Annotated in this window: 18 protein-coding genes; 9 read left to right on the forward strand and 9 right to left on the reverse strand. The window is 73.3% G+C overall.

Annotation, left to right across the window (positions count from 1 at the left end; translation table 11 throughout):
* Nucleotides 1-24: 24 nt before the first annotated feature.
* The gene (locus EDD39_RS24180) at nt 25-1,206 is read right to left on the reverse strand and encodes a dsDNA nuclease domain-containing protein (RefSeq protein WP_162870115.1); all 1,182 of its coding nucleotides are present in this window, start codon (nt 1,204-1,206) and stop codon (nt 25-27) included.
* Nucleotides 1,207-1,625: 419 nt separating this feature from the next.
* On the reverse strand, nt 1,626-2,600 hold the full coding sequence (locus EDD39_RS24185; protein ID WP_162870116.1) for a pirin family protein: 975 nt from the start codon (nt 2,598-2,600) through the stop codon (nt 1,626-1,628).
* Nucleotides 2,601-2,728: 128 nt separating this feature from the next.
* Here EDD39_RS24185 and EDD39_RS24190 point away from each other — a divergent pair, with 128 nt between their 5' ends.
* Nucleotides 2,729-3,196, forward strand: coding sequence for a carboxymuconolactone decarboxylase family protein (locus EDD39_RS24190; RefSeq protein ID WP_123560810.1), 468 nt, complete (start codon nt 2,729-2,731; stop codon nt 3,194-3,196).
* Nucleotides 3,197-3,448: 252 nt separating this feature from the next.
* Entirely contained in the window at nt 3,449-4,669 is a 1,221-nt protein-coding gene (locus EDD39_RS24195; protein WP_244256987.1) for a serine hydrolase domain-containing protein, read from the forward strand.
* A 116-nt stretch (nt 4,670-4,785) separates the two neighbouring features.
* Here the strand turns inward: EDD39_RS24195 and EDD39_RS24200 are convergent, their stop codons facing one another.
* A complete protein-coding gene (locus tag EDD39_RS24200) occupies nt 4,786-5,328 on the reverse strand; it encodes a GNAT family N-acetyltransferase (protein ID WP_030459356.1) in 543 nt (180 codons plus the stop codon).
* Between the two features lie 243 nt (nt 5,329-5,571).
* A complete protein-coding gene (locus tag EDD39_RS24205) occupies nt 5,572-6,363 on the reverse strand; it encodes an alpha/beta fold hydrolase (protein ID WP_123559271.1) in 792 nt (263 codons plus the stop codon).
* A gap of 411 nt (nt 6,364-6,774) precedes the next feature.
* Between EDD39_RS24205 and EDD39_RS24210 the strand changes: the two genes are divergently transcribed.
* Nucleotides 6,775-7,635: an S-methyl-5'-thioadenosine phosphorylase gene (locus EDD39_RS24210; RefSeq protein ID WP_123559273.1), complete on the forward strand. Its 861-nt coding sequence runs from the start codon at nt 6,775-6,777 to the stop codon at nt 7,633-7,635.
* Nucleotides 7,636-7,863: 228 nt separating this feature from the next.
* Here EDD39_RS24210 and EDD39_RS24215 read toward each other — a convergent pair whose 3' ends face one another.
* Nucleotides 7,864-8,190 carry a hypothetical protein gene (locus EDD39_RS24215; protein ID WP_123559275.1) on the reverse strand — a complete coding sequence of 109 codons (327 nt, stop codon included), beginning with the start codon at nt 8,188-8,190 and terminating at the stop codon, nt 7,864-7,866.
* 335 nt (nt 8,191-8,525) lie between these two features.
* On the opposite strand from EDD39_RS24215, the gene EDD39_RS24220 reads away from it, so the two are divergent.
* Nucleotides 8,526-8,870: a hypothetical protein gene (locus EDD39_RS24220; RefSeq protein ID WP_123559277.1), complete on the forward strand. Its 345-nt coding sequence runs from the start codon at nt 8,526-8,528 to the stop codon at nt 8,868-8,870.
* 268 nt (nt 8,871-9,138) lie between these two features.
* Here EDD39_RS24220 and EDD39_RS24225 read toward each other — a convergent pair whose 3' ends face one another.
* Both EDD39_RS24225 and EDD39_RS24230 read right to left on the reverse strand, forming a co-directional pair.
* The gene (locus EDD39_RS24225; protein ID WP_123560814.1) at nt 9,139-10,014 is read right to left on the reverse strand and encodes a GNAT family N-acetyltransferase; all 876 of its coding nucleotides are present in this window, start codon (nt 10,012-10,014) and stop codon (nt 9,139-9,141) included.
* 323 nt (nt 10,015-10,337) lie between these two features.
* Nucleotides 10,338-11,099: an alpha/beta fold hydrolase gene (locus EDD39_RS24230; protein ID WP_123559279.1), complete on the reverse strand. Its 762-nt coding sequence runs from the start codon at nt 11,097-11,099 to the stop codon at nt 10,338-10,340.
* A gap of 117 nt (nt 11,100-11,216) precedes the next feature.
* On the opposite strand from EDD39_RS24230, the gene EDD39_RS24235 reads away from it, so the two are divergent.
* Nucleotides 11,217-12,008 (forward strand): DNA-formamidopyrimidine glycosylase family protein, encoded by a 792-nt coding sequence (locus tag EDD39_RS24235; protein ID WP_123559281.1) that lies wholly within the window; start codon nt 11,217-11,219, stop codon nt 12,006-12,008.
* A 70-nt stretch (nt 12,009-12,078) separates the two neighbouring features.
* Here the strand turns inward: EDD39_RS24235 and EDD39_RS24240 are convergent, their stop codons facing one another.
* Complete coding sequence (locus tag EDD39_RS24240) at nt 12,079-12,711, reverse strand: nucleoside/nucleotide kinase family protein (protein WP_123559283.1); 633 nt, start codon at nt 12,709-12,711, stop codon at nt 12,079-12,081.
* A 231-nt stretch (nt 12,712-12,942) separates the two neighbouring features.
* Between EDD39_RS24240 and EDD39_RS24245 the strand changes: the two genes are divergently transcribed.
* From EDD39_RS24245 to EDD39_RS24255, 3 genes are read left to right on the forward strand one after another with little or no spacing between them, the layout of a single operon-like run.
* A complete protein-coding gene (locus tag EDD39_RS24245; RefSeq protein WP_123559285.1) occupies nt 12,943-13,455 on the forward strand; it encodes an HD domain-containing protein in 513 nt (170 codons plus the stop codon).
* A gap of 59 nt (nt 13,456-13,514) precedes the next feature.
* Nucleotides 13,515-13,694 (forward strand): hypothetical protein, encoded by a 180-nt coding sequence (locus EDD39_RS24250; protein ID WP_123559287.1) that lies wholly within the window; start codon nt 13,515-13,517, stop codon nt 13,692-13,694.
* Nucleotides 13,691-13,999 (forward strand): dsRBD fold-containing protein, encoded by a 309-nt coding sequence (locus tag EDD39_RS24255; RefSeq protein WP_244256989.1) that lies wholly within the window; start codon nt 13,691-13,693, stop codon nt 13,997-13,999. Before EDD39_RS24250 ends, EDD39_RS24255 begins: the two co-directional genes overlap by 4 nt.
* A 178-nt stretch (nt 14,000-14,177) precedes the next feature.
* On the opposite strand, the gene EDD39_RS24260 is transcribed toward EDD39_RS24255, so the two are convergent.
* Nucleotides 14,178-14,402, reverse strand: coding sequence for a hypothetical protein (locus EDD39_RS24260; protein WP_425269723.1), 225 nt, complete (start codon nt 14,400-14,402; stop codon nt 14,178-14,180).
* Between the two features lie 199 nt (nt 14,403-14,601).
* Here EDD39_RS24260 and EDD39_RS24265 point away from each other — a divergent pair, with 199 nt between their 5' ends.
* Nucleotides 14,602-16,986: an FHA domain-containing protein gene (locus EDD39_RS24265; RefSeq protein WP_123559289.1), complete on the forward strand. Its 2,385-nt coding sequence runs from the start codon at nt 14,602-14,604 to the stop codon at nt 16,984-16,986.

The raw sequence follows: 16,986 nt of genomic DNA on the forward strand, positions 1-16,986 counted from the left end.
GGCGCCCCGCCTGCCTCGGTCGGGTCAGTCCTCACCGGAAGCGACCCCCCAACCGAAGTGGCACTGGTCGGAGACCGCGCAGGCGCGTCCCATGAGCAGCAACGGGTCCTTGGCGTACAGCGGGCGGCGGTCGACCTCCCCCGCGGTGGACGCGATCTCGTGCTTCAGGTCGTCCCAGATGTAGTCAGCCGGTCGGTGTTCACGTTCTTGGTGCCGTCGGACGACAGGAGTCGCGGTGAACTTCAAACGGGTGTCCAGGTCCTGCTCCACACGAGGGTTCTCCGGCCACACCCCGAGGGCGATCTCGTTCAGCCTCTGTTCATCGGCCTGGGCGCGCAGGAACTGGGCTTCGTGGATCAACCCCGGCGAAGCCCCACCACGACGCAGTTTGCGGACGAGGTTTGTTTCGACGGCGTCCAAGCGATCCGAGTAGGCGGCCAGCAGAACGTGGTCAGGTCGCCGGAGCCGCTGCGCCAGGTCGCTGATCGAAGCGGCGGTGAGTCTCTTGCGAAGCACGGTCTCGCCGGGGTGTTCAACACCGAGTTTCTCCTTCCAGCCGGGGCCGGCCTCTCCCTGCATCGCCTCGTGAACCCGGCTCAGCACTTCCAGGTACACGGCACGCTGCTCGCCGGTGGTGACTCTCGGCGCGAGCTCCATGAGGCCGGCCAAGCTCTTGTCGTCGATGTGCTCGCGCCGAGGCAAGCCCTTGATCCGGACCAACGACAGGTATCCGCGGACCTCGTCGGGATCCTGAGCCCCGAGGTGCCTGGATACTCGCGACAGGCAGTCGGGATGATCACCTCCTGCCCCCTGTGCCAGTGCCGTGAGCGCGCCGTCAGCCGGATCGAGGTGTCCTTCGAGAGCGGAGATCAACTCGTAGGCGAAGCCGCAGTCACGAACGGCTTGGTAGGCGCGCCACAGACTCTTCAAGGACTTTTTGGCGATGACGTCCGACAGTCCCCAAGGGGCGGGGTCGTCCTTCGTCTTCACCTGCATGAAGTGCCACAGCACATCAGCAGGGTCGGAGGGATGGCCGATTGCAACCGTGACGTCCTCGATGTGCTCGCCCGTGACGTTCAGGACACCGCCGCCATCGCCCAGCATGGCGATCACGTAGCGCGCCGCGATTTTCTCCTGGTACGTGAACCGGCGCAGAGTGATGGTGCCGGTGTCGTCGGGCGCCGGGATGTCCGCCGGATCTGTCACGAGCCCCCCAGGGTCCATCCGAAGGCAGGGACATCAGGGTAGGGCGGGGGAGCGCGCCGGGCGACAGTCGTGACGAAACCGTGAAGAACCGGGGTGCTGAGGGGAGTGTGAAGACAGCAAGTCTGCCCGACCGCCTCGCCTTACGGGTCCGTCGAGGTTGTCGTCCCGCATCTGTCGTCTGGTCCGATGAGATCTCTCGATGTGCTGACGGACCATCAGGAAAGTCAGCAAAAGGTCAGCATCCATCCGCTCGCAGGCTGCAAAACCGGCCCACAGGCGGGAATCAACGGGGTGCCCACGACCGCCACTGAGGCGCCTGGGGGCGACGTTCGTTGGTTCCGATGCTTGGGCTGGGACGGTCGCGGAACGCCCTCCTCGCCCCATTCCGCGAGACCGCCGAGAGAAGGCGTTTCACCATGTCAGCGCCGGTTTCCGCGCGCCTTGAGAGCCACGTTCGGCAGCTCCGGCGCGGGTAGCCGCTCGCCCGGGTAGCCCTGGACTTCGCCAAACCGGACCCCCTTCTCCCAGTCGAGCCGCGCTTGTACGATCTCCTCACTGGATCGGCCGATGAAGTTCCACCACATGACGATGTCCTCGCCGAAGGGCGGGCCGCCGAGCAGGATCAGGCGGGCGGGGACGGCGGAGGTGTTGGTGAGGGCGAGGGTGGTGCGGCCGGGCGGGAGGTGGCCGAGGTCGGCGGGGTGCAGGGGGGTGCTGGCGAAGAGGACGTCGCCCTGGTCGACCAGGAGGCCGTGTTCGAAGGCGGGGTCGATGTCGAGGGTGGTGGTGGCGCCGGCGGGGAGGGTGAGTTCGGCGCCGAGCAGCGGGGTGAAGGTGGGGACGGGGGAGGTGTCGCCGGCCAGCGTGCCGAGGAAGACGCGGGCCTCGCCGCCGCCGGGGAGCGGGACGGGGTCGGGGACGTGGTGGTGGAAGTCACGGGCGGTGTGCCGGTGGGCGTCGGGCAGGGCGACCCAGAGTTGCACGCCGTGCAGGACGGTGGTGGCGGTGGTGGAGGTCTCGGAGTGGGCGATGCCGTGGCCGGCCGTCATCAGGTTGAGCTCGCCGGGGCGGACGAAGGCGTGCACGCCGAGGCTGTCGCGGTGCTCGATCTCGCCGCTGAACAGCCAACTGACGGTCTGCAGCCCGGTGTGCGGGTGCGGGGCGACGTCCATGCCGCCGGTGGTGGCGACGTCGTCGGGGCCGTAGTGGTCGACGAAGCACCAGGCGCCGATCAGGGTGCGCCCGCGCTGCGGGAGGGTGCGGCGGACGGTCATCGCGCGCGGTCCGCCGAGCGGAACGTCCCGCGGGGGCAGGACTTCGGCCGGGCCGGGCCCGGCGCCGTTCCCGGTACCGTTCTCGGCGTCGTTCGCCGCGCCGTTCTCGACGGTGCTCATCGGGTGCTCCCTCCCGTGCCGCCGTGGGCCGGCGGACACGTCCAGCAGATCGTTGTATATTCAACTATCATGGACCGCGACGTCCGACAAACACCAGTGCGCAGTGGAGGAGAGTCCAGGTGACCGAGGTGGCGACCCCGACGGGCCGGATCTACGTCGACAAGCAGACCCCGCAGGCGTTCCGCGCCCTGCTGGGCACCGCCGAGGCCGTCCGGCAGGCGGCCGCCGACGCCGGACTCGACCGCCGGCTGGTCGAACTCGTCAACCTGCGGGTCTCGCAACTCAACGGCTGCGCCTACTGCCTGGACGTGCACACCAAGGCCGCGCTCAAGGAGGGCGAGAGCGTGCAGCGGATCGGCGTGCTCTCCGCCTGGCGGGACGCCGCGGTGTTCGACGAGCGCGAACGGGCCGCCCTCGCGCTGGCCGAGGCGACCACCCACCCGTCCGACGCGGCCGTGCAGGAGACGGCGTACGCACAGGCCCGGCGGGTGTTCGGCGACCAGGAGCTCTCCGCGGTGATCTGGGTGGCGATCGCCATCAACGCGTTCAACCGGGTGTCGATCCTGAGCAAGCACCCGGTCCGCCTGGCTCGCTGACCGCCCGTCGGCGGCGGGGTGCCGACGGCCGAAGGGGCAGGGGCGGGTCCTGCCTCCCTGGCGATGCGTCAGCAGAGGGCCCTTCCGCGACCCGAGCGGGGCCGTTCGGCGACAGTCTGTCAGCAGGCGGACCGGCCGACCGCCGCACGGGTGGAATCGTCGTGTCCGGGCGGCCGGACGGGGTCCGGCGGGGACGCCGGGGTGGTGACCTGTGCGGAACAGATCACCGCCCTCCCGGAGGAGATGCCCGTCATGCGCCGTCCCCGCGCCCGGCGACTCGCCGTCGCCCTGCTCGCCCTGAGCGCCCTCGTCCCCGCCGTCCCCGCCGCGGCCGACTCCGGTGCCCCGTTCGCCCGCCCGGCCGTGCAGCCCGCCCACCGCCCCGTGCACCAACTCGCGGACGAGGACTGCCCGCTGGACCCGGCCCTGGTCGCCCGGCTGGACGAGGCGATCGCCGGCGTGCGCAAGGAGACCGGAACACCCGGTGTCATCGTCGGACTGTGGCTGCCCGGGCGCGGCACCTACGTCCACGCCGACGGCGTCGCCGACCTGGCCACCGGACAGCCGATGACCCCCAACCTCAACCTGCGGATCGGCAGCGAGACCAAGACCTTCACCGTCACCGCCGTCCTCGAACTCGTCGACCGCGGCCTGGTCGGCCTGGACGACCCGATCGGCAAGTACCTCGACGGCGTCCCCGACGGCCAGCACATCACGATCCGCCAACTCGCCGAGATGCGCAGCGGACTGTACTCCTACACCTTCGACGACGACTTCGTGCACGCGCTGCTCAGCGACCCCGACCGGCCGTTCACCCCGGAGGAACTGCTCTCGTACGCGTTCAAGCACGACAACGTCTTCCCGCCCGGCAGCGCCTACCAGTACTCCAACACCAACACCGTCCTGCTCGGCCTGCTGGTCGAGAAGCTCGGCCGGATGCCGCTGCGCGACTTCATCCACCGCAACGTCACCGAGCCCGCCCACCTGAAGCGCACCCTGTTCCCGCGCGCCGCCGAACTGCCCCGCCCCTACGCGCACGGCTACACCAACCAGACCCTGGACGGCCGGACCGCCGACGCCACCCACTGGAACCCCTCCTGGGGCTGGGCGGCCGGCGCGATGATCTCCGACCTGCACGACCTGCACCACTGGGCCAAGACCCTCGCCACCGGCACCCTGCTCAGCCCCGCCACCCAGGCCGAACGCGAGAAGTACCTCCCGGTCCCGGGCTTCGGCGACGACGCCGGCTACGGCCTCGGCCTGTTCCGGATCAACGGCTGGGTCGGCCACAACGGCTCCCTGCCCGGCTACGAGAGCGTCACCGTCTACCTGCCCGAACAGGACGCGACCCTGGTGGTCCTGCTGAACACCGACACCATCCACGAGGGCAGCGAACCCTCCACCCTGTTCGCCCGCGCCGTCACCTCGATCGCCACCCCCGGCCACGTCTACGAACTGCCCGCCGAGAAGTAACACCCCCCACGGAGCACGGAGCACGGAGCACGGAGCACGGAACGGGGCCGACGCGCTGTCAGCCCCGTTCCGCGGGCCGGTACGGGGGGTGTGCGCGGGGGTTCGGGGTCGGGGAGTCAGGGGCGGTCGTCGGGCAGGTCGGCCGGGCGGATCCGGTACACCTGGAGGTTCAGCCCGTAGTACTTGGTGGTCTCGCCGACCCAGCGCATGCCCAGCCGCTTCGCCACCGCGTGCGCCCGGTCGTTCCTGGGCCGGGCCACCGCGAAGACCTCCTCGATGTCCTGGGTGAACGCCCAGCGCAGCAGCGCCAGGCCCGCCTCCGTCGCGTAGCCCTGCCCCCAGGCCTGCGGGGAGAGCTGCCAGGTGATCTCCAGGTCCTCGTCGTACGGCGGCAGCGGACGGATGCCCAGGCCGCCGACCACCTTCCCGTCCTCGCGGCGCTCGACCGCCCACCGCCCGCGCGGCGGCAGCAGCCCGGCCTGCTCCTGCTCCCAGCCGAGCAGCACCGAGCGCATCGCCTCGGCGTCGGCGACCTGGTCCATCACGGGCGTCAGCCAGCGGGCGACGTCCGTGGAGCCGTACACGGCCAGCGCGTCCTCGGCGTCGTCCGGTGTCCAGCCCCGGACGACGAGCCGATCAGTGGTCAGGCTGATCCCCATGGGCGGGTCCTCCCTCAGTCGATTGGCGGACGTCTCCCTCCACCGGAGTGTGCGCCCCCTACCCGCCCGAGTCGAGCCGGAAGCCTGATCCGCACCACCTGTCACCGGACGGTCACCCGCCGGCCACCTTGCCCGCCCGGGCCGCCTGCCTGCCCGCCTGCCGGGCCGTCCGCCGGACCTTCCGTCGAGCCGTCCGTCCAACCGTCAGCCGGGCTTCCCGGGCTCCGCCCTCGGGCCCGGCGGTCAACGGCGGCCTAGAAGAGGGAGGTGCAGGCCGTCCGGGGCCTGGCCGTTCGGGGCTTGGCCGTCCGGGGCCTGGCCGGGCAGGGCGAGGGCGGCGCCGACCTCCTCGGGCAGCGGGCCCAGATCGAGCAGGGCCAGCGCGAGAGCGGCGGCGGCGCGGTGCCAGTCGCCGGCCCGCCGCATCAGGGTGTGACCGCTGCCCAGCACCCGGTAACCGGCCACCCGCGCACCGTGGCCGCGGGCCCGCAGCGCGAACAGGTCGGTGTCGCCGGGCGCGGTGATCTTGTCCCGGTCGCCGTGCAGCATCAGCACCGAGCGGCCCTCCAAGTGCGCGGTCGGCTCGTCCTGCGGGCACCACGGCGCCAGCGCGACCACGCCCCGCACGCACGGGTGGGCCGCCGCCCGCAGCGCCGCCCGGCCACCCATCGAGTGCCCGATCAGCACCGTCGGCACCGGCCCCAACTGCTCGACCAGCTCGGACAGCGCCGCCTCCGCGTCCCGGGCCGCGTCCGCCCGCTCACCGTTCCAGCCCCGGCACCGGTAGCGCACCGTGCCCACCGCCAGCGACCGGCCGCCCGCGGCCTTCGCGCCGCTCTGCACCGCCCTGGCGAACGGCACCATCCGCAACCCCGGCAGGTTCAGCACCGGCGGCGGCGCGGCCCCGTGCTCCTTGCCGCCGTGCAGCACCAGCACCGCCGCCTCCGGCGAGGGCGGCAGCACCCGCCAGGACAGCGCCCGGTGCGCCGCCCCCACCGCAGCACCACCGGAACGCACCGCCACCCGCCCGCCCATCGCACCGTCCCTGCCGTAGTCGTTCACCGTCCGCCCGCAGCCGCCCACGATCACCCGTGGCCGCCCGGCCCGCCCGCACACGTCGTCACCCGGAGCCGTCCGCCCGCGCCCGTACGCGTCCGCCGCCCCGGCCCTGCCACTGTACGCGGGCGCCGCCGGGAGGCGGCCCGCCCCGGACCGGAGGGGTCCGGGGCGGAGGCACCCCGAGCGGAGCGCCGGGCGGGCGGCGCACCGCGACCTCCGGTGCGGGCCACCGGAGCTGACTGCTCGTAGGGTGGGAGCGTGCCCGCGCTGCGCGGCCGGACCGCTCCGTCCGCGCACCGACCCCGCGCACCACGGCCCCGACCCGCACCGACCTGCCCGGGCCGGGCATCCGGGGCCGCGACCGACCGGCAGAGCCGAGGGAGAGCCATGGCCGACGTCCACCCGCCCCGCACCGACGGCACCCCGACCGCCGAACTGGGCGTCATCGGGGGGTCGGGTCTGTACGCCCTGCTCGATGATGTCGTCGAGGTGCGTGTCGAGACGCCGTACGGGCCGCCGTCGGATGCGTTGTTCGTGGGGGAGGTGGCGGGGCGGCGGGTGGCGTTCCTGCCCCGGCACGGTCGCGGGCACGGGTTGCCGCCGCACCGGATCAACTACCGGGCCAATCTGTGGGCGCTGCACGCGTTGGGGGTGCGGCAGGTGTTGGGGCCGTGTGCGGTGGGCGGGCTGCGTGCGGAGTACGGGCCGGGGACGCTGCTGGTGCCGGACCAGTTCGTGGACCGCACGTCGGGGCGGGTGCAGACGTATTACGACGGTCGGGTCCTGCCGGACGGTTCGGTGCCGGAGGTGGTGCACGTGTCGATGGCCGACCCGTACTGTCCGCCGGGGCGGGGTGCCGCGTTGGCGGCGGCGCGGGGCCTGGCCTGGGAGCCGGTGGACGGGGGGACGCTGGTGGTGGTCGAGGGCCCGCGGTTCTCCACCCGGGCGGAGTCGCGCTGGTTCACCGCCAACGGCTGGTCGGTGGTCGGGATGACCGGGCACCCGGAGGCGGTGCTGGCCCGCGAACTCGGCCTCTGCTACACCTCCCTGGCCCTGGTCACCGACCTGGACGCGGGTGTGGAGAGCGGCGAGGGCGTCACCCACGCCGAGGTGCTGGAGGTCTTCGCCCGCAACGTCGACCGCCTGCGCACCGTCCTGTTCAAGGCCCTGGAATCACTGCCCGCCACCCGCGACTGCCCCTGCTCCCACGCCCTGGACGACCTGGAGACCGGTCTCCCCGGCGTCTGACCCCGGCGGGCCCGGCCGGGCCCGCCGACCTTCCACACCGCTCCTCTCCTTCTCCCCACGCCCCGCCTCACTCTTCGCCGTTGCTCCACCACCTACCCGTCCTGCCGCTCCTCCCTCTCCCCGGACGCTCAGGCCGGCGGCCGGTCGCCGACCTGAGCGCTGCTATCCGGTCCGTGCGCGTCCTCGGCCCGGGGCCTCTGCCACCGAGGCCCCCGGGCCGGTGGGCGGTTACTCGATCCGTCCTCGTCGGCGCAGCTGCATCGCCACCAGCATCAGCATCACCAACACGGCTGCCCAGCTGACCACCACGGCCAGCAGCAGGACCGGTTCGTTCAACACCACCGCCAGCGCCAGCAGTGTGAACGAGACGGCCAGACAGCCCGAGATCACCACGACCACCAACCACGGCCGGGCCACCAGCGTTCGTCGCAGCCGGGCCATCCTCGCTGTCCGCATCGTGCGCAGCTCGCGCTCCAACTCCTGATCGCTCCCCAGCTCTGCCTCGATCTGTTCGAGGATCAGTAGCTCACGGGGGGAGAGTGCGGGTCCGTCCATCAACCACCTCCGCGCCGCGAGGCAGGCACGCCCCGGCCTTCCCCGCCGACGTGACCCTGCTCCCAGGTAGCAACACATGTGCCCGCTGGACGCCGGTTCTAACACCCGAACGCGCGCTCGACCTGCTCGGTGTCCGTTGGCATTCCCTCCAGTTGACGTTGTGTCGGCCCCGATCCGTGGAAGCGGGTGCGGGAGGCAGGCGCGGGAAGCGGGGTGACACGCGAGGCGGGCGGACAGAATCGATTCGCCGCCGTGCCCCGCTCCTACGGTGGTGGGTGTTGGGCCGGCGTCCCGATCCGGCCCGATCCACCCGATCGGAAAGGCCGTTCCACTCCATGCACCTGCGTCAGACGGTTGCCGCCGCCGCTGCCTCGTTCGCCCTGCTGCTCGCCCTGCCCAACCCGGCCGGTGCGGCCGTCGGTGAGTTCCGCTACACCTACTACGACGACTTCGGGAACCGGGCGGCCGGTGTTCTCGTCGAACCGGACAGCCGCACCTGCGTGACCCTGCCCGAGGTCGCCGACCCCGACACCACCGAACCCGCTTTCGCCCCGCAGAACTTCACCGGGTCGACCGTCACCGTGTTCACCGGCTCCGACTGCGACGGGGACTACTACAGCCTCCGCCCCGGCGGCCGCGCCTCCGACCGGCTCAAGCTCCGCTCCGCGCTCTTCTCCTGAGCGAGTGGCAGCCCTCCCGTCGGTACCCGCTGATCCGGTCTGCTGACACCTGCCGGTACCTCTGCCGCTCCTGCTCGCCGGTGCCCGTCCACCGCGCACGGCCGCGCACCGCTGCGCACCGCCGCTCACCGGGGCCTGCCGGCACCGGGGCCCGTCGGGACCGGGCGGTCCGGACCGCCCGGTCGTCCCGGCCTGCCCGGTCCGCCTCGCGTCGACGCGGCGGGCCGGTGGCAGGGCGGGCCCCGGTGAGGAGGGTGGTGGCGGCCGGTCAGCCCTCGGCGGGCGGCTCGGCGATCAGGGCGGTGGCTATTCGCCGGAAGCCTACGCTCTCGTATATCCGCGCCACGGCGTCGTCGCTGGCGGAGAGGAACAGCGTCCGCACCCCGGTGGTGCGGGCGTGCTCGACCAGGTGCGAGGTGAGCCGACGGGCCAGGCCCTGGCGGCGCAGGGCCGGCAGGGTGGCCACCGCGACGATCTCGCTGACCCCGTCGATCGGCTGGTGGCAGCCGGAGGCGGTGGGGGCCCCGTCCGGGCCGACGGCGGCGGCGAGGACCGTGCGTCCGGCCGATATCCGCCCGGCCATGCGGGCCACCGCGGCATCGGTGTCGGGGCTCTTCACCGCCTCGACCAGCTGCTCGGGCCCGGCCGTGCCGATCCGGGTGCCGGACTCGGCGAAGGCCAGGTGCGGCAGGGTGATGGCGGCGGGCAGCAGCGGGTCGTCGGCGGCGAGCACCCGGACCTCCGGGCCGCCGTCCGCCGCTGCCGCCGCCGTCCCGGTGGCGGCGGTGGACGGACCGTCCAGGTCGAGCACCAGCAGCGGGTGCTCGTGGATCTCCAGCCCGCCGGCCTCGACGACGGCGCGCAGACCCGGCGTGGTCTCGTGCACCCACTCGAAGCTCTCGGGCGCCCCGACCTCGCGCTGTCGGGCCCGGACCCGCTCGACGTCCTCGGCGGTGAAGGCGCCCGGGCCGTCCAGGGTGGGCCGGGCGTAGTAGTGCCAGCCCTGCCCGGTGCGGACGAACAGGGTGAAGGGGCCGTGCTCCTCGGTCGTCGCGGAGAACCTGGGAACCGCGTCGTAGTAGGTTTCGAGCCGGGCCAGGACGGCCTCCGACCCGGAGGCGAGGGGGTGGTTCGTGTCGCGCATCGTGCCGTCCAAGGGTGTGGTGCTTCCTCTCGTGGAGGTTGATCAAGCGGAATCACACCAGAGCGGTCGATCGTGTGCACGGGCTTTTTCGAACCGCTCACGCCTCCTGTTCGAGAACGGGTCGGTGCGGGGTCGTCAGGAGCGAATCGTTTCTCCCGGCGGCGGATCGGCTTGCAGGGCCAGGAAAATGGGCCGGTCGGCCGGGAACCCAGTGGTTGCGGCACCCCGACCGACCGGAGACATTCACTCCTGGGGGTGAATATCGGTCGTGGTTCGGAGAGTTGGCTGCCCGCGACGCCCGCGGTGGCGCGCGGTGCGGCCGGTCAGCGCCCGCCGACCTCGGCGAGCCGGGCGAGCAGCAGTTCGGCGGTCTCCGCGGGGCGCTCCAGCGCGGGCAGGTGCCCGGCCCAGGGGAGTTCGCGGTGCTCGGCGTCCGGCAGCAGGGCCGCCAGGTCGGCGGCGATCCGGCGGAAGTCGTCCAGGTCGTGCGCGCCGGAGTACACCAGGGTGGGCGCGACCGCCGCCCGCAGGTCGACCTCGACCCGGGCCGGGAGGACCTCCTCCTCGGGCGCCAACTGCACCTCGTACGCGTGCCGCTGCATCGTCCGGACCTTCGCCCGGGCCGCCTCGTCCGCGTCCGGGCCGAGCCAGGTGTCCACCATCAGCTCGACCGCCTCGTCCAGTCGGCCGGACTCGACCAGGCCGACCTCCAGCTCGTCCAGCTCCAGCAGTTCGGCGCTCGGCTCGTGGTCCGGGCTGCCCGGGCAGAGCAGGGTCAGCGAGCCGACCCGGTCGGGGTGGCGGGCCGCGAACTGGAGGGCGATCCGGCCGCCGAAGGAGGAGCCGACCAGGGCCGCCCGCTCGATGCCGAGTTCGTCCAGCAGCTCCGCCAGATCGGTCAGGTTGTCGTACGGGCGGTCCGCGCAGGGGGTCTCCCCGAAACCGCGGAAATCGCACCGCACCACGCGGTACCCGGCCTCGTGCAGGGCGTCCCACTGCCCGTCCCACATCCGCCGGTCGCAGACGGAGGAGTGCAGCAGGACTACCGCGGGGCCGCTTCCAGCCACCTCGTGAGTGATCGTCATTCCGCCGACCGTAGAGCAGGAGCGTGCCGCCGACCAGGGATTTCCGCTGCGGGCAGAGCCCGGGGCGCGGACGAGGGCGGGGGTGGCGCTGTCGCAGGCGGGCGGCATGATGGGGGGGTGCCCGAAGGAGACAGCATCTACCTCGTCGCCACCCAGCTGAACCAGGCGCTCGCCGGTCACGTGCTGACGGTGACGGACTTCCGCGTTCCCGCCCACGCCACCGCCGACCTGACGGGGCGCCGAGTGCTGCGGACGGTGCCGCGCGGCAAACACCTGCTGACCAGGTTCGAGGGCGGCGTGACGCTCCACACCCACCTGCGGATGGACGGCCGCTGGCGGACCTTCCGGCCCGGCGAGCGCTGGAGCAGCGGCCCCGCGTTCCAGATCCGGGCGGTCCTCGGCACCGAGCACGGCACCGCCGTCGGCTACCGGCTGCCGGTGGTCCAACTGCTGCGCAGCGACGAGGAGCACCGGGTGGTCGGCCACCTCGGCCCCGACCTGCTCGGCCCGGACTGGGACGCCGACGAGGCGCGCCGCCGCCTGCTCGCCGACCCGCGCCGCCCGGTCGGCGCGGCCCTGCTCGACCAGCGCAACCTGGCCGGCCTCGGCAACGTGTACGCCAACGAGCTGGCCTTCCTGGCCGGTGTCACCCCCTGGCTGCCGGTCGGCGAACTGCCCGACCCGGAGCGGCTGCTGCACCGCGCCCGGCAACTGCTGGACGCCAACAAACTGCGCCCCGGGCACGTCACCACCGGCGACACCCGGCCCGGCTCCCAGCACTGGGTGTACGGCCGGGCCCGCCGCACCTGCGTGCGCTGCGGCACCCCGATCCGCACCGCCAAGCACGACCGGGACCGCATCGCCTACTGGTGCCCGCGCTGCCAGCGCGGCCCCGCGCCGACCGCCTGACGGGCTCCGGGCCTCCCCGGGCTCCCCGGCGGGCGCAGGCTCTCCGGGCGGAACGCGGGGCGAAGGCGGTTCAGTCCCGCTCCACCAGCGCCGGGTGCCGGGGGTCCTCGACCCGCACCGTCAGGTCGGCCAGCTCGTCCGGGCCGGTCTCGGTGCGGTAGCGTTCGAACGCGGGCAGCGTCCAGCGCTCGGCCTCCGGGGTGCGGCGGGCCAGCGCGGCGGCGGACTGGGTCAGGTGCACCGTCAGCTCGAACGGCAGCCAGCGGCCGAGCAGGAACGGCCCGTCCAGCAACAGCACGCCGCGCGGCGGGAGTTCCACGTAGCGGGCCCGGGTGGCGCGGTCGGTCTCCCGGTCCCAGTAGGTGGGCAGCACGCGGCCGTCGCCGCCCGGTTCGAGCGGGTCGAGGACTTCGCGGAGCAGCGCGCCCTGGTCCAGCCACAGGTCGTGGAAGGCGTCCGGATCCTCCTTGCCGTACTCGAAGCGCACCGACGCCGGGCGCAGGAAGTCGTCCGCCGACACCCGCCGCACCGGCCGCCCGAGCAGGCGCAGCGGCTCCACCAGGGCGTCCGCCAGCCGGCCCGGCCCGGTGGCCGCCGCGCCGTCGACCGCGACCCGCAGCCGCCGGTCGTCGTCGGCCAGTTCGTGGATCCGCCCCACGAGCAGCTCGGCCAGCCGCTCCGGGGAGATCGGGGTCACCCGCACCGGACGATCACTCCCTTCGGTCAACCGGACTATACGTCGCGGCACCTGAGGGACCGTCCGCCGACCGGCCGCCGACCCGGCCCGTGCGACACTCCGGTGCAGTGGAGCACTCCGCCCGGAGCACTTCACCCGTAGTGCCCCGGGCGGAGCACTCCAGACAGAGCACTCCAGACAGAGCACTCCAGGCAGAGCACTCCAGACGGAGTGGAGAAGTGGAGAAGGGGAGACCGCATGACCGCCGCACCGCAGCTGACCCTCGACCAGGTCGACGCCCTGGCCGCCCGCGCGCACGCCGGCCAGTACGACCGGATCGGGGTGCCCTACGTGGAGCACGTGCGCGCGGTGGCCGCGGGCGTCGCCCCGTTCGGGACGGGGGTGCGGATGGCGGCGCTGCTGCACGACGTCCTGGAGGACACCCCGGTCACCGCCGGGGAACTGCTCGCCGCCGGCGTGCCCGCCGCCGTGGTGGCGACCGTCCGGCGGGTGACGCGGACGGCCGGGACGGACTACCGGACGATGCTGCTGGACGTCGTCACCGACCACGCCGCCACCCTGGTCAAGATCGCCGACAACGCGCACAACTCCCGCGCCGACCGGGCCGCGCTGCTCCCGGCGGCGGACCGGGCCCGGCTGGCCGAGCGCTACCGGGCCGCCCGGGCGGTGCTGTGGCCCGCCGTCGCGGCGGCGGACGTCCGGACGATCGTCGGTACGGTCAACCCGGACCTGCTGGCCGAACTCGACTGAGCCCGCCCGCGGAGGCACGCTGGAGGGAGCAGCGGGGGTTCTAGAGCGAGGAGCCCGGGATGTCCGAGATGAGCGACAGGCTCGAAGAGAAGGCCCGGCGGGACGAGGACGACATCCGCGCCGCCGACCCCGAGGAGGGCGTCACCTCCTACCAGACGATGCACGCGTGGGAGGAGTCCCGGGCGGAGGGCGACCCGGACACGGACCGGCCGGAGCGGCAACCGGAGGAGCGGCGGTGAGCGGGCACGCGGCGGCGCCCGAACCGCACAGCGCCGAGTGGTCGGTCCGGCTGCGGGTGGTCGAGGTCGGCGACCTCACCCAGGCGCACGCCGTCCTGGACACCGGGGTCAACCTGATCGAGGTCGAGGCCGAGGCGCACCGCAGCCGGACCGACCCCGCCGACCCGGAGATCGGCGACGAGCTCGCCGTCGGCCGGGCCCTCACCGCCCTCGGCCAGCAGCTGATCCACCGCGGCTCCACCGCCGCCGAGTCCGCCGAGTCCGCCCGCCGCCGCGACGTGCCGCCCGCGGACAGCGCCTGGTGACGCCCCCGCGGCCGGCGCGCGGAACAGCCGGACCGCGACCTTCCCCGCCCCCGGCCGGACCCCTCCGGCCGGGGGCGCACCACGGTCCACCCGCACCCGGGCCACCGGCGGGAGGGCGCACGAAACCCGGGTCGCGGCCGACGGGTGCGTCGGCGGCGGCCCGGGCGGGGCGGTCCGGTCAGGCCTGTGGCGCCGTCGCACCACCGCCCGTCTTCACGGCCTCCACCATGTGCTGGTGCACCTCGCGCGCCGCCGCCTCGTCCGCGGCGGGCACGGGGCTGCCCTCCACGGTGAACCAGTCGAGCGCGCCGCTGTACTGCACGGTCAGCCGCGCCTCGCCCTCGATCCACATGGTGTGCACCGTCAGGTCCCCGGTGATGACGCCGATCTCCACGGTCTTCACACCGCCGTGACCGGACAGAATCCCCTGAGTGGTCCAGGTTGCCCAGGTGTTCACAAGCCCGCTCCCATCCGCCGCCCAACGGGCCTCTCGGTCCCGACCCCACAGGTACCCGATCCGCGGCGGCCGCTTCCCACTGTCACCCGAAGGGCCGAAAACCGCCCCCCGGGCGGGTGCCCGGCGCGCGGTCTAGCATCGACCTATGGGAGAGCGAGAGGCTGCGCTCACCGCGCCGAAACTGATCCTCGAAACCGGCAGCGACTCGACGGTCATCACCCCGAGCCGCAGGTACGCCCTCGGACGCGACCCCACCAGCGACATCGTGCTGACCGATCCCCGGGTCTCCTGGCACCACGCCGAACTGCACGTCGGCGACGGCCACTGGATCGTCGACGACACCGGCTCCACCAACGGCACCTACGCCGCCGACGGGCACCGGGTCATCCACCTGGAGATCGGGCCCGGCACCGTGCTCTGCCTGGGAAGTCCCGGCGACGGGCCGCGCTGCACGTTCAGCGCGCTGCCCGAACCGACCGCCGTGCACCCGCTGCCCGGCCGCCGCCCGTCCGCGCTGACCGCCATCACCGGCTCGTTCCGGCCACCCTCCAGCGTCCGCCCGCTGCCGGCCAAGGTGGTGCGGATCGGGCGCGGCCCCGACAACGACCTGGTGGTCGGCGACCTGACCGTCTCCCGGCACCACGCCGAACTGCGCGCCGTGCCCGGCGGCCGCTACGAGATCGCCGACCTGGACAGCCACAACGGCACCTACCTGAACGGCCGGCCGGTGCGACAGGCCCCCGTCGGGCCCGGGGACCTGGTCGGAATCGGCCACTCGGTGTTCTGCCTGGTCGGCGACGAACTCCAGGAGTTCGTCGACACCGGCGACATCGACCTCGACGTGGCGGACCTCACCGTCCAGGTCGCGGACGGCCGCACCCTGCTCGACCAGGTCACCTTCCCGGTCGGCCAGAAGTGCCTGCTCGCGGTCGCCGGACCCAGCGGCGCCGGCAAGTCCACCCTGCTCAACGCGCTCACCGGACTGCGACCCGCCGACCGCGGCACCGTCCGCTACGACGGCCGCGACCTCTACCGCGACTACGCCGAACTGCGCCGCCGGATCGGCCTCGTCCCGCAGGACGACATCCTGCACACCCAACTGCCCGTCCGGAAGGCCCTGTCGTACGCCGCCGAACTGCGCTTCCCCGACGACACCGCGCCCGAGGAACGGGCCGCCCGGGTCGAGGAGGTGATCGACGAGCTAGGCCTCGGCAAGCGCGCCGACCAGGTCATCTCCAGCCTCTCCGGCGGCCAGCGCAAGCGCGTCAGCGTCGCCCTCGAACTGCTCACCAAGCCGTCCCTGCTCTTCCTCGACGAGCCCACCAGCGGGCTCGACCCCGGCATGGACCGGTCCGTGATGCAGATGCTGCGCGGCCTCGCCGACGACGGGCGCACCGTCGTCGTGGTCACCCACAGCGTGCTCAGCCTCGACCTGTGCGACCGGCTGCTGCTGCTCGCCCCCGGCGGCCGGACCGCCTGGTACGGGCCGCCCGGCGAGACGCTGGAGCACTTCGGCTTCGCGCACTGGCCGGACGCCTTCGAGGCGTTCGAGAACCAGGCCGACCGCGACTGGGCCGGCGACTTCCGGGCCTCCGAGCCCTACCGCAAGTACGTCAGCGGCCCGGCCGGCGGCGTCGGCGACTGGCCCGGCGCGCTCGCCCCCGCCCCCGCCGAACGCGCGCTGCCCGCGGACGCGACCCCCGCGGACCCGCCCCGGCCGCGGCGCTGGCGCAAGCAGGTCGGCACGCTGTGCCGCCGGTACGCCAGCGCGCTCGCCGCCGACCGGACCTTCCTCGCCGTGATGATCGCGCTGCCGTTCGTCATGGGCGCGATGGCGCACGCCCTGGCCGGCAGCCGGCTCGACCAGAACAGCGCGCTGAACGCGCTGCTGATCCTGTGCGTCGGCGGGGTGCTCACCGGCGCCGCCAACGCGGTGCGCGAACTCGTCAAGGAACGGACCATCTACCAGCGCGAACGCGCCGTCGGCCTGTCCAGATCCGCGTACCTGTGCTCGAAGGTCGTCGTGCTGGGCACCGTCACGACCGTCCAGTCGGTGGTGCTGACCATGGTCGCGCTGATCGGCGTGAAGCTCGGACCGCGCAGCAGCGGGGTGTTCCTGCCACCGCTGCTGGAGATCACGCTGGCCGTGGTGCTGCTCTCGATCACCGCGATGATGCTCGGCCTGCTGATCTCCGCACTGGTGCGGAAGGAAGAGGTGACCATGCCGCTGCTGGTGCTGGTCGCCATCGTCCAGGTGGTGTTCTGCGGGGCGCTGCTGCAGCTCGACCACGTCCCGGTGCTCAACCAGCTGTCCTGGCTGGTCCCCTCCCGCTGGGCGCTCGGCGCGATGGCCGCCACCATCGACCTGCACGCGATCGTCCCCGGCGCGCTCACCGACGACCCGCTGTTCGCGCACCGGCAGGGCGTCTGGCTGCTCGACCTGGGCATGCTCGTCGTGCTGTCCGTCGCGTACGGGCTGGTCGTCGCCCGGCTGCTGCGCCGGCACGAGCCCGCCGTGATGCGGCGGTAG

Source organism: Kitasatospora cineracea, assembly GCF_003751605.1.
Lineage (GTDB): Bacteria > Actinomycetota > Actinomycetes > Streptomycetales > Streptomycetaceae > Kitasatospora > Kitasatospora cineracea.

What these genes read in the sequence shown, in the direction of transcription:
- EDD39_RS24215 (WP_123559275.1), bottom strand. Translation starts at nt 8,190, where the DNA reads ATGGACGGACCCGCACTCTCCCCCCGTGAGCTACTGATCCTCGAACAG.
- EDD39_RS24230 (WP_123559279.1), bottom strand. Translation starts at nt 11,099, where the DNA reads ATGACGATCACTCACGAGGTGGCTGGAAGCGGCCCCGCGGTAGTCCTG.
- EDD39_RS24200 (WP_030459356.1), bottom strand. Translation starts at nt 5,328, where the DNA reads ATGGGGATCAGCCTGACCACTGATCGGCTCGTCGTCCGGGGCTGGACA.
- EDD39_RS24250 (WP_123559287.1), top strand. Translation starts at nt 13,515, where the DNA reads ATGTCCGAGATGAGCGACAGGCTCGAAGAGAAGGCCCGGCGGGACGAG.
- EDD39_RS24210 (WP_123559273.1), top strand. Translation starts at nt 6,775, where the DNA reads ATGGCCGACGTCCACCCGCCCCGCACCGACGGCACCCCGACCGCCGAA.
- EDD39_RS24195 (WP_244256987.1), top strand. Translation starts at nt 3,449, where the DNA reads ATGCGCCGTCCCCGCGCCCGGCGACTCGCCGTCGCCCTGCTCGCCCTG.
- EDD39_RS24220 (WP_123559277.1), top strand. Translation starts at nt 8,526, where the DNA reads ATGCACCTGCGTCAGACGGTTGCCGCCGCCGCTGCCTCGTTCGCCCTG.
- EDD39_RS24265 (WP_123559289.1), top strand. Translation starts at nt 14,602, where the DNA reads ATGGGAGAGCGAGAGGCTGCGCTCACCGCGCCGAAACTGATCCTCGAA.
- EDD39_RS24225 (WP_123560814.1), bottom strand. Translation starts at nt 10,014, where the DNA reads ATGCGCGACACGAACCACCCCCTCGCCTCCGGGTCGGAGGCCGTCCTG.
- EDD39_RS24245 (WP_123559285.1), top strand. Translation starts at nt 12,943, where the DNA reads ATGACCGCCGCACCGCAGCTGACCCTCGACCAGGTCGACGCCCTGGCC.
- EDD39_RS24205 (WP_123559271.1), bottom strand. Translation starts at nt 6,363, where the DNA reads ATGGGCGGGCGGGTGGCGGTGCGTTCCGGTGGTGCTGCGGTGGGGGCG.
- EDD39_RS24185 (WP_162870116.1), bottom strand. Translation starts at nt 2,600, where the DNA reads ATGAGCACCGTCGAGAACGGCGCGGCGAACGACGCCGAGAACGGTACC.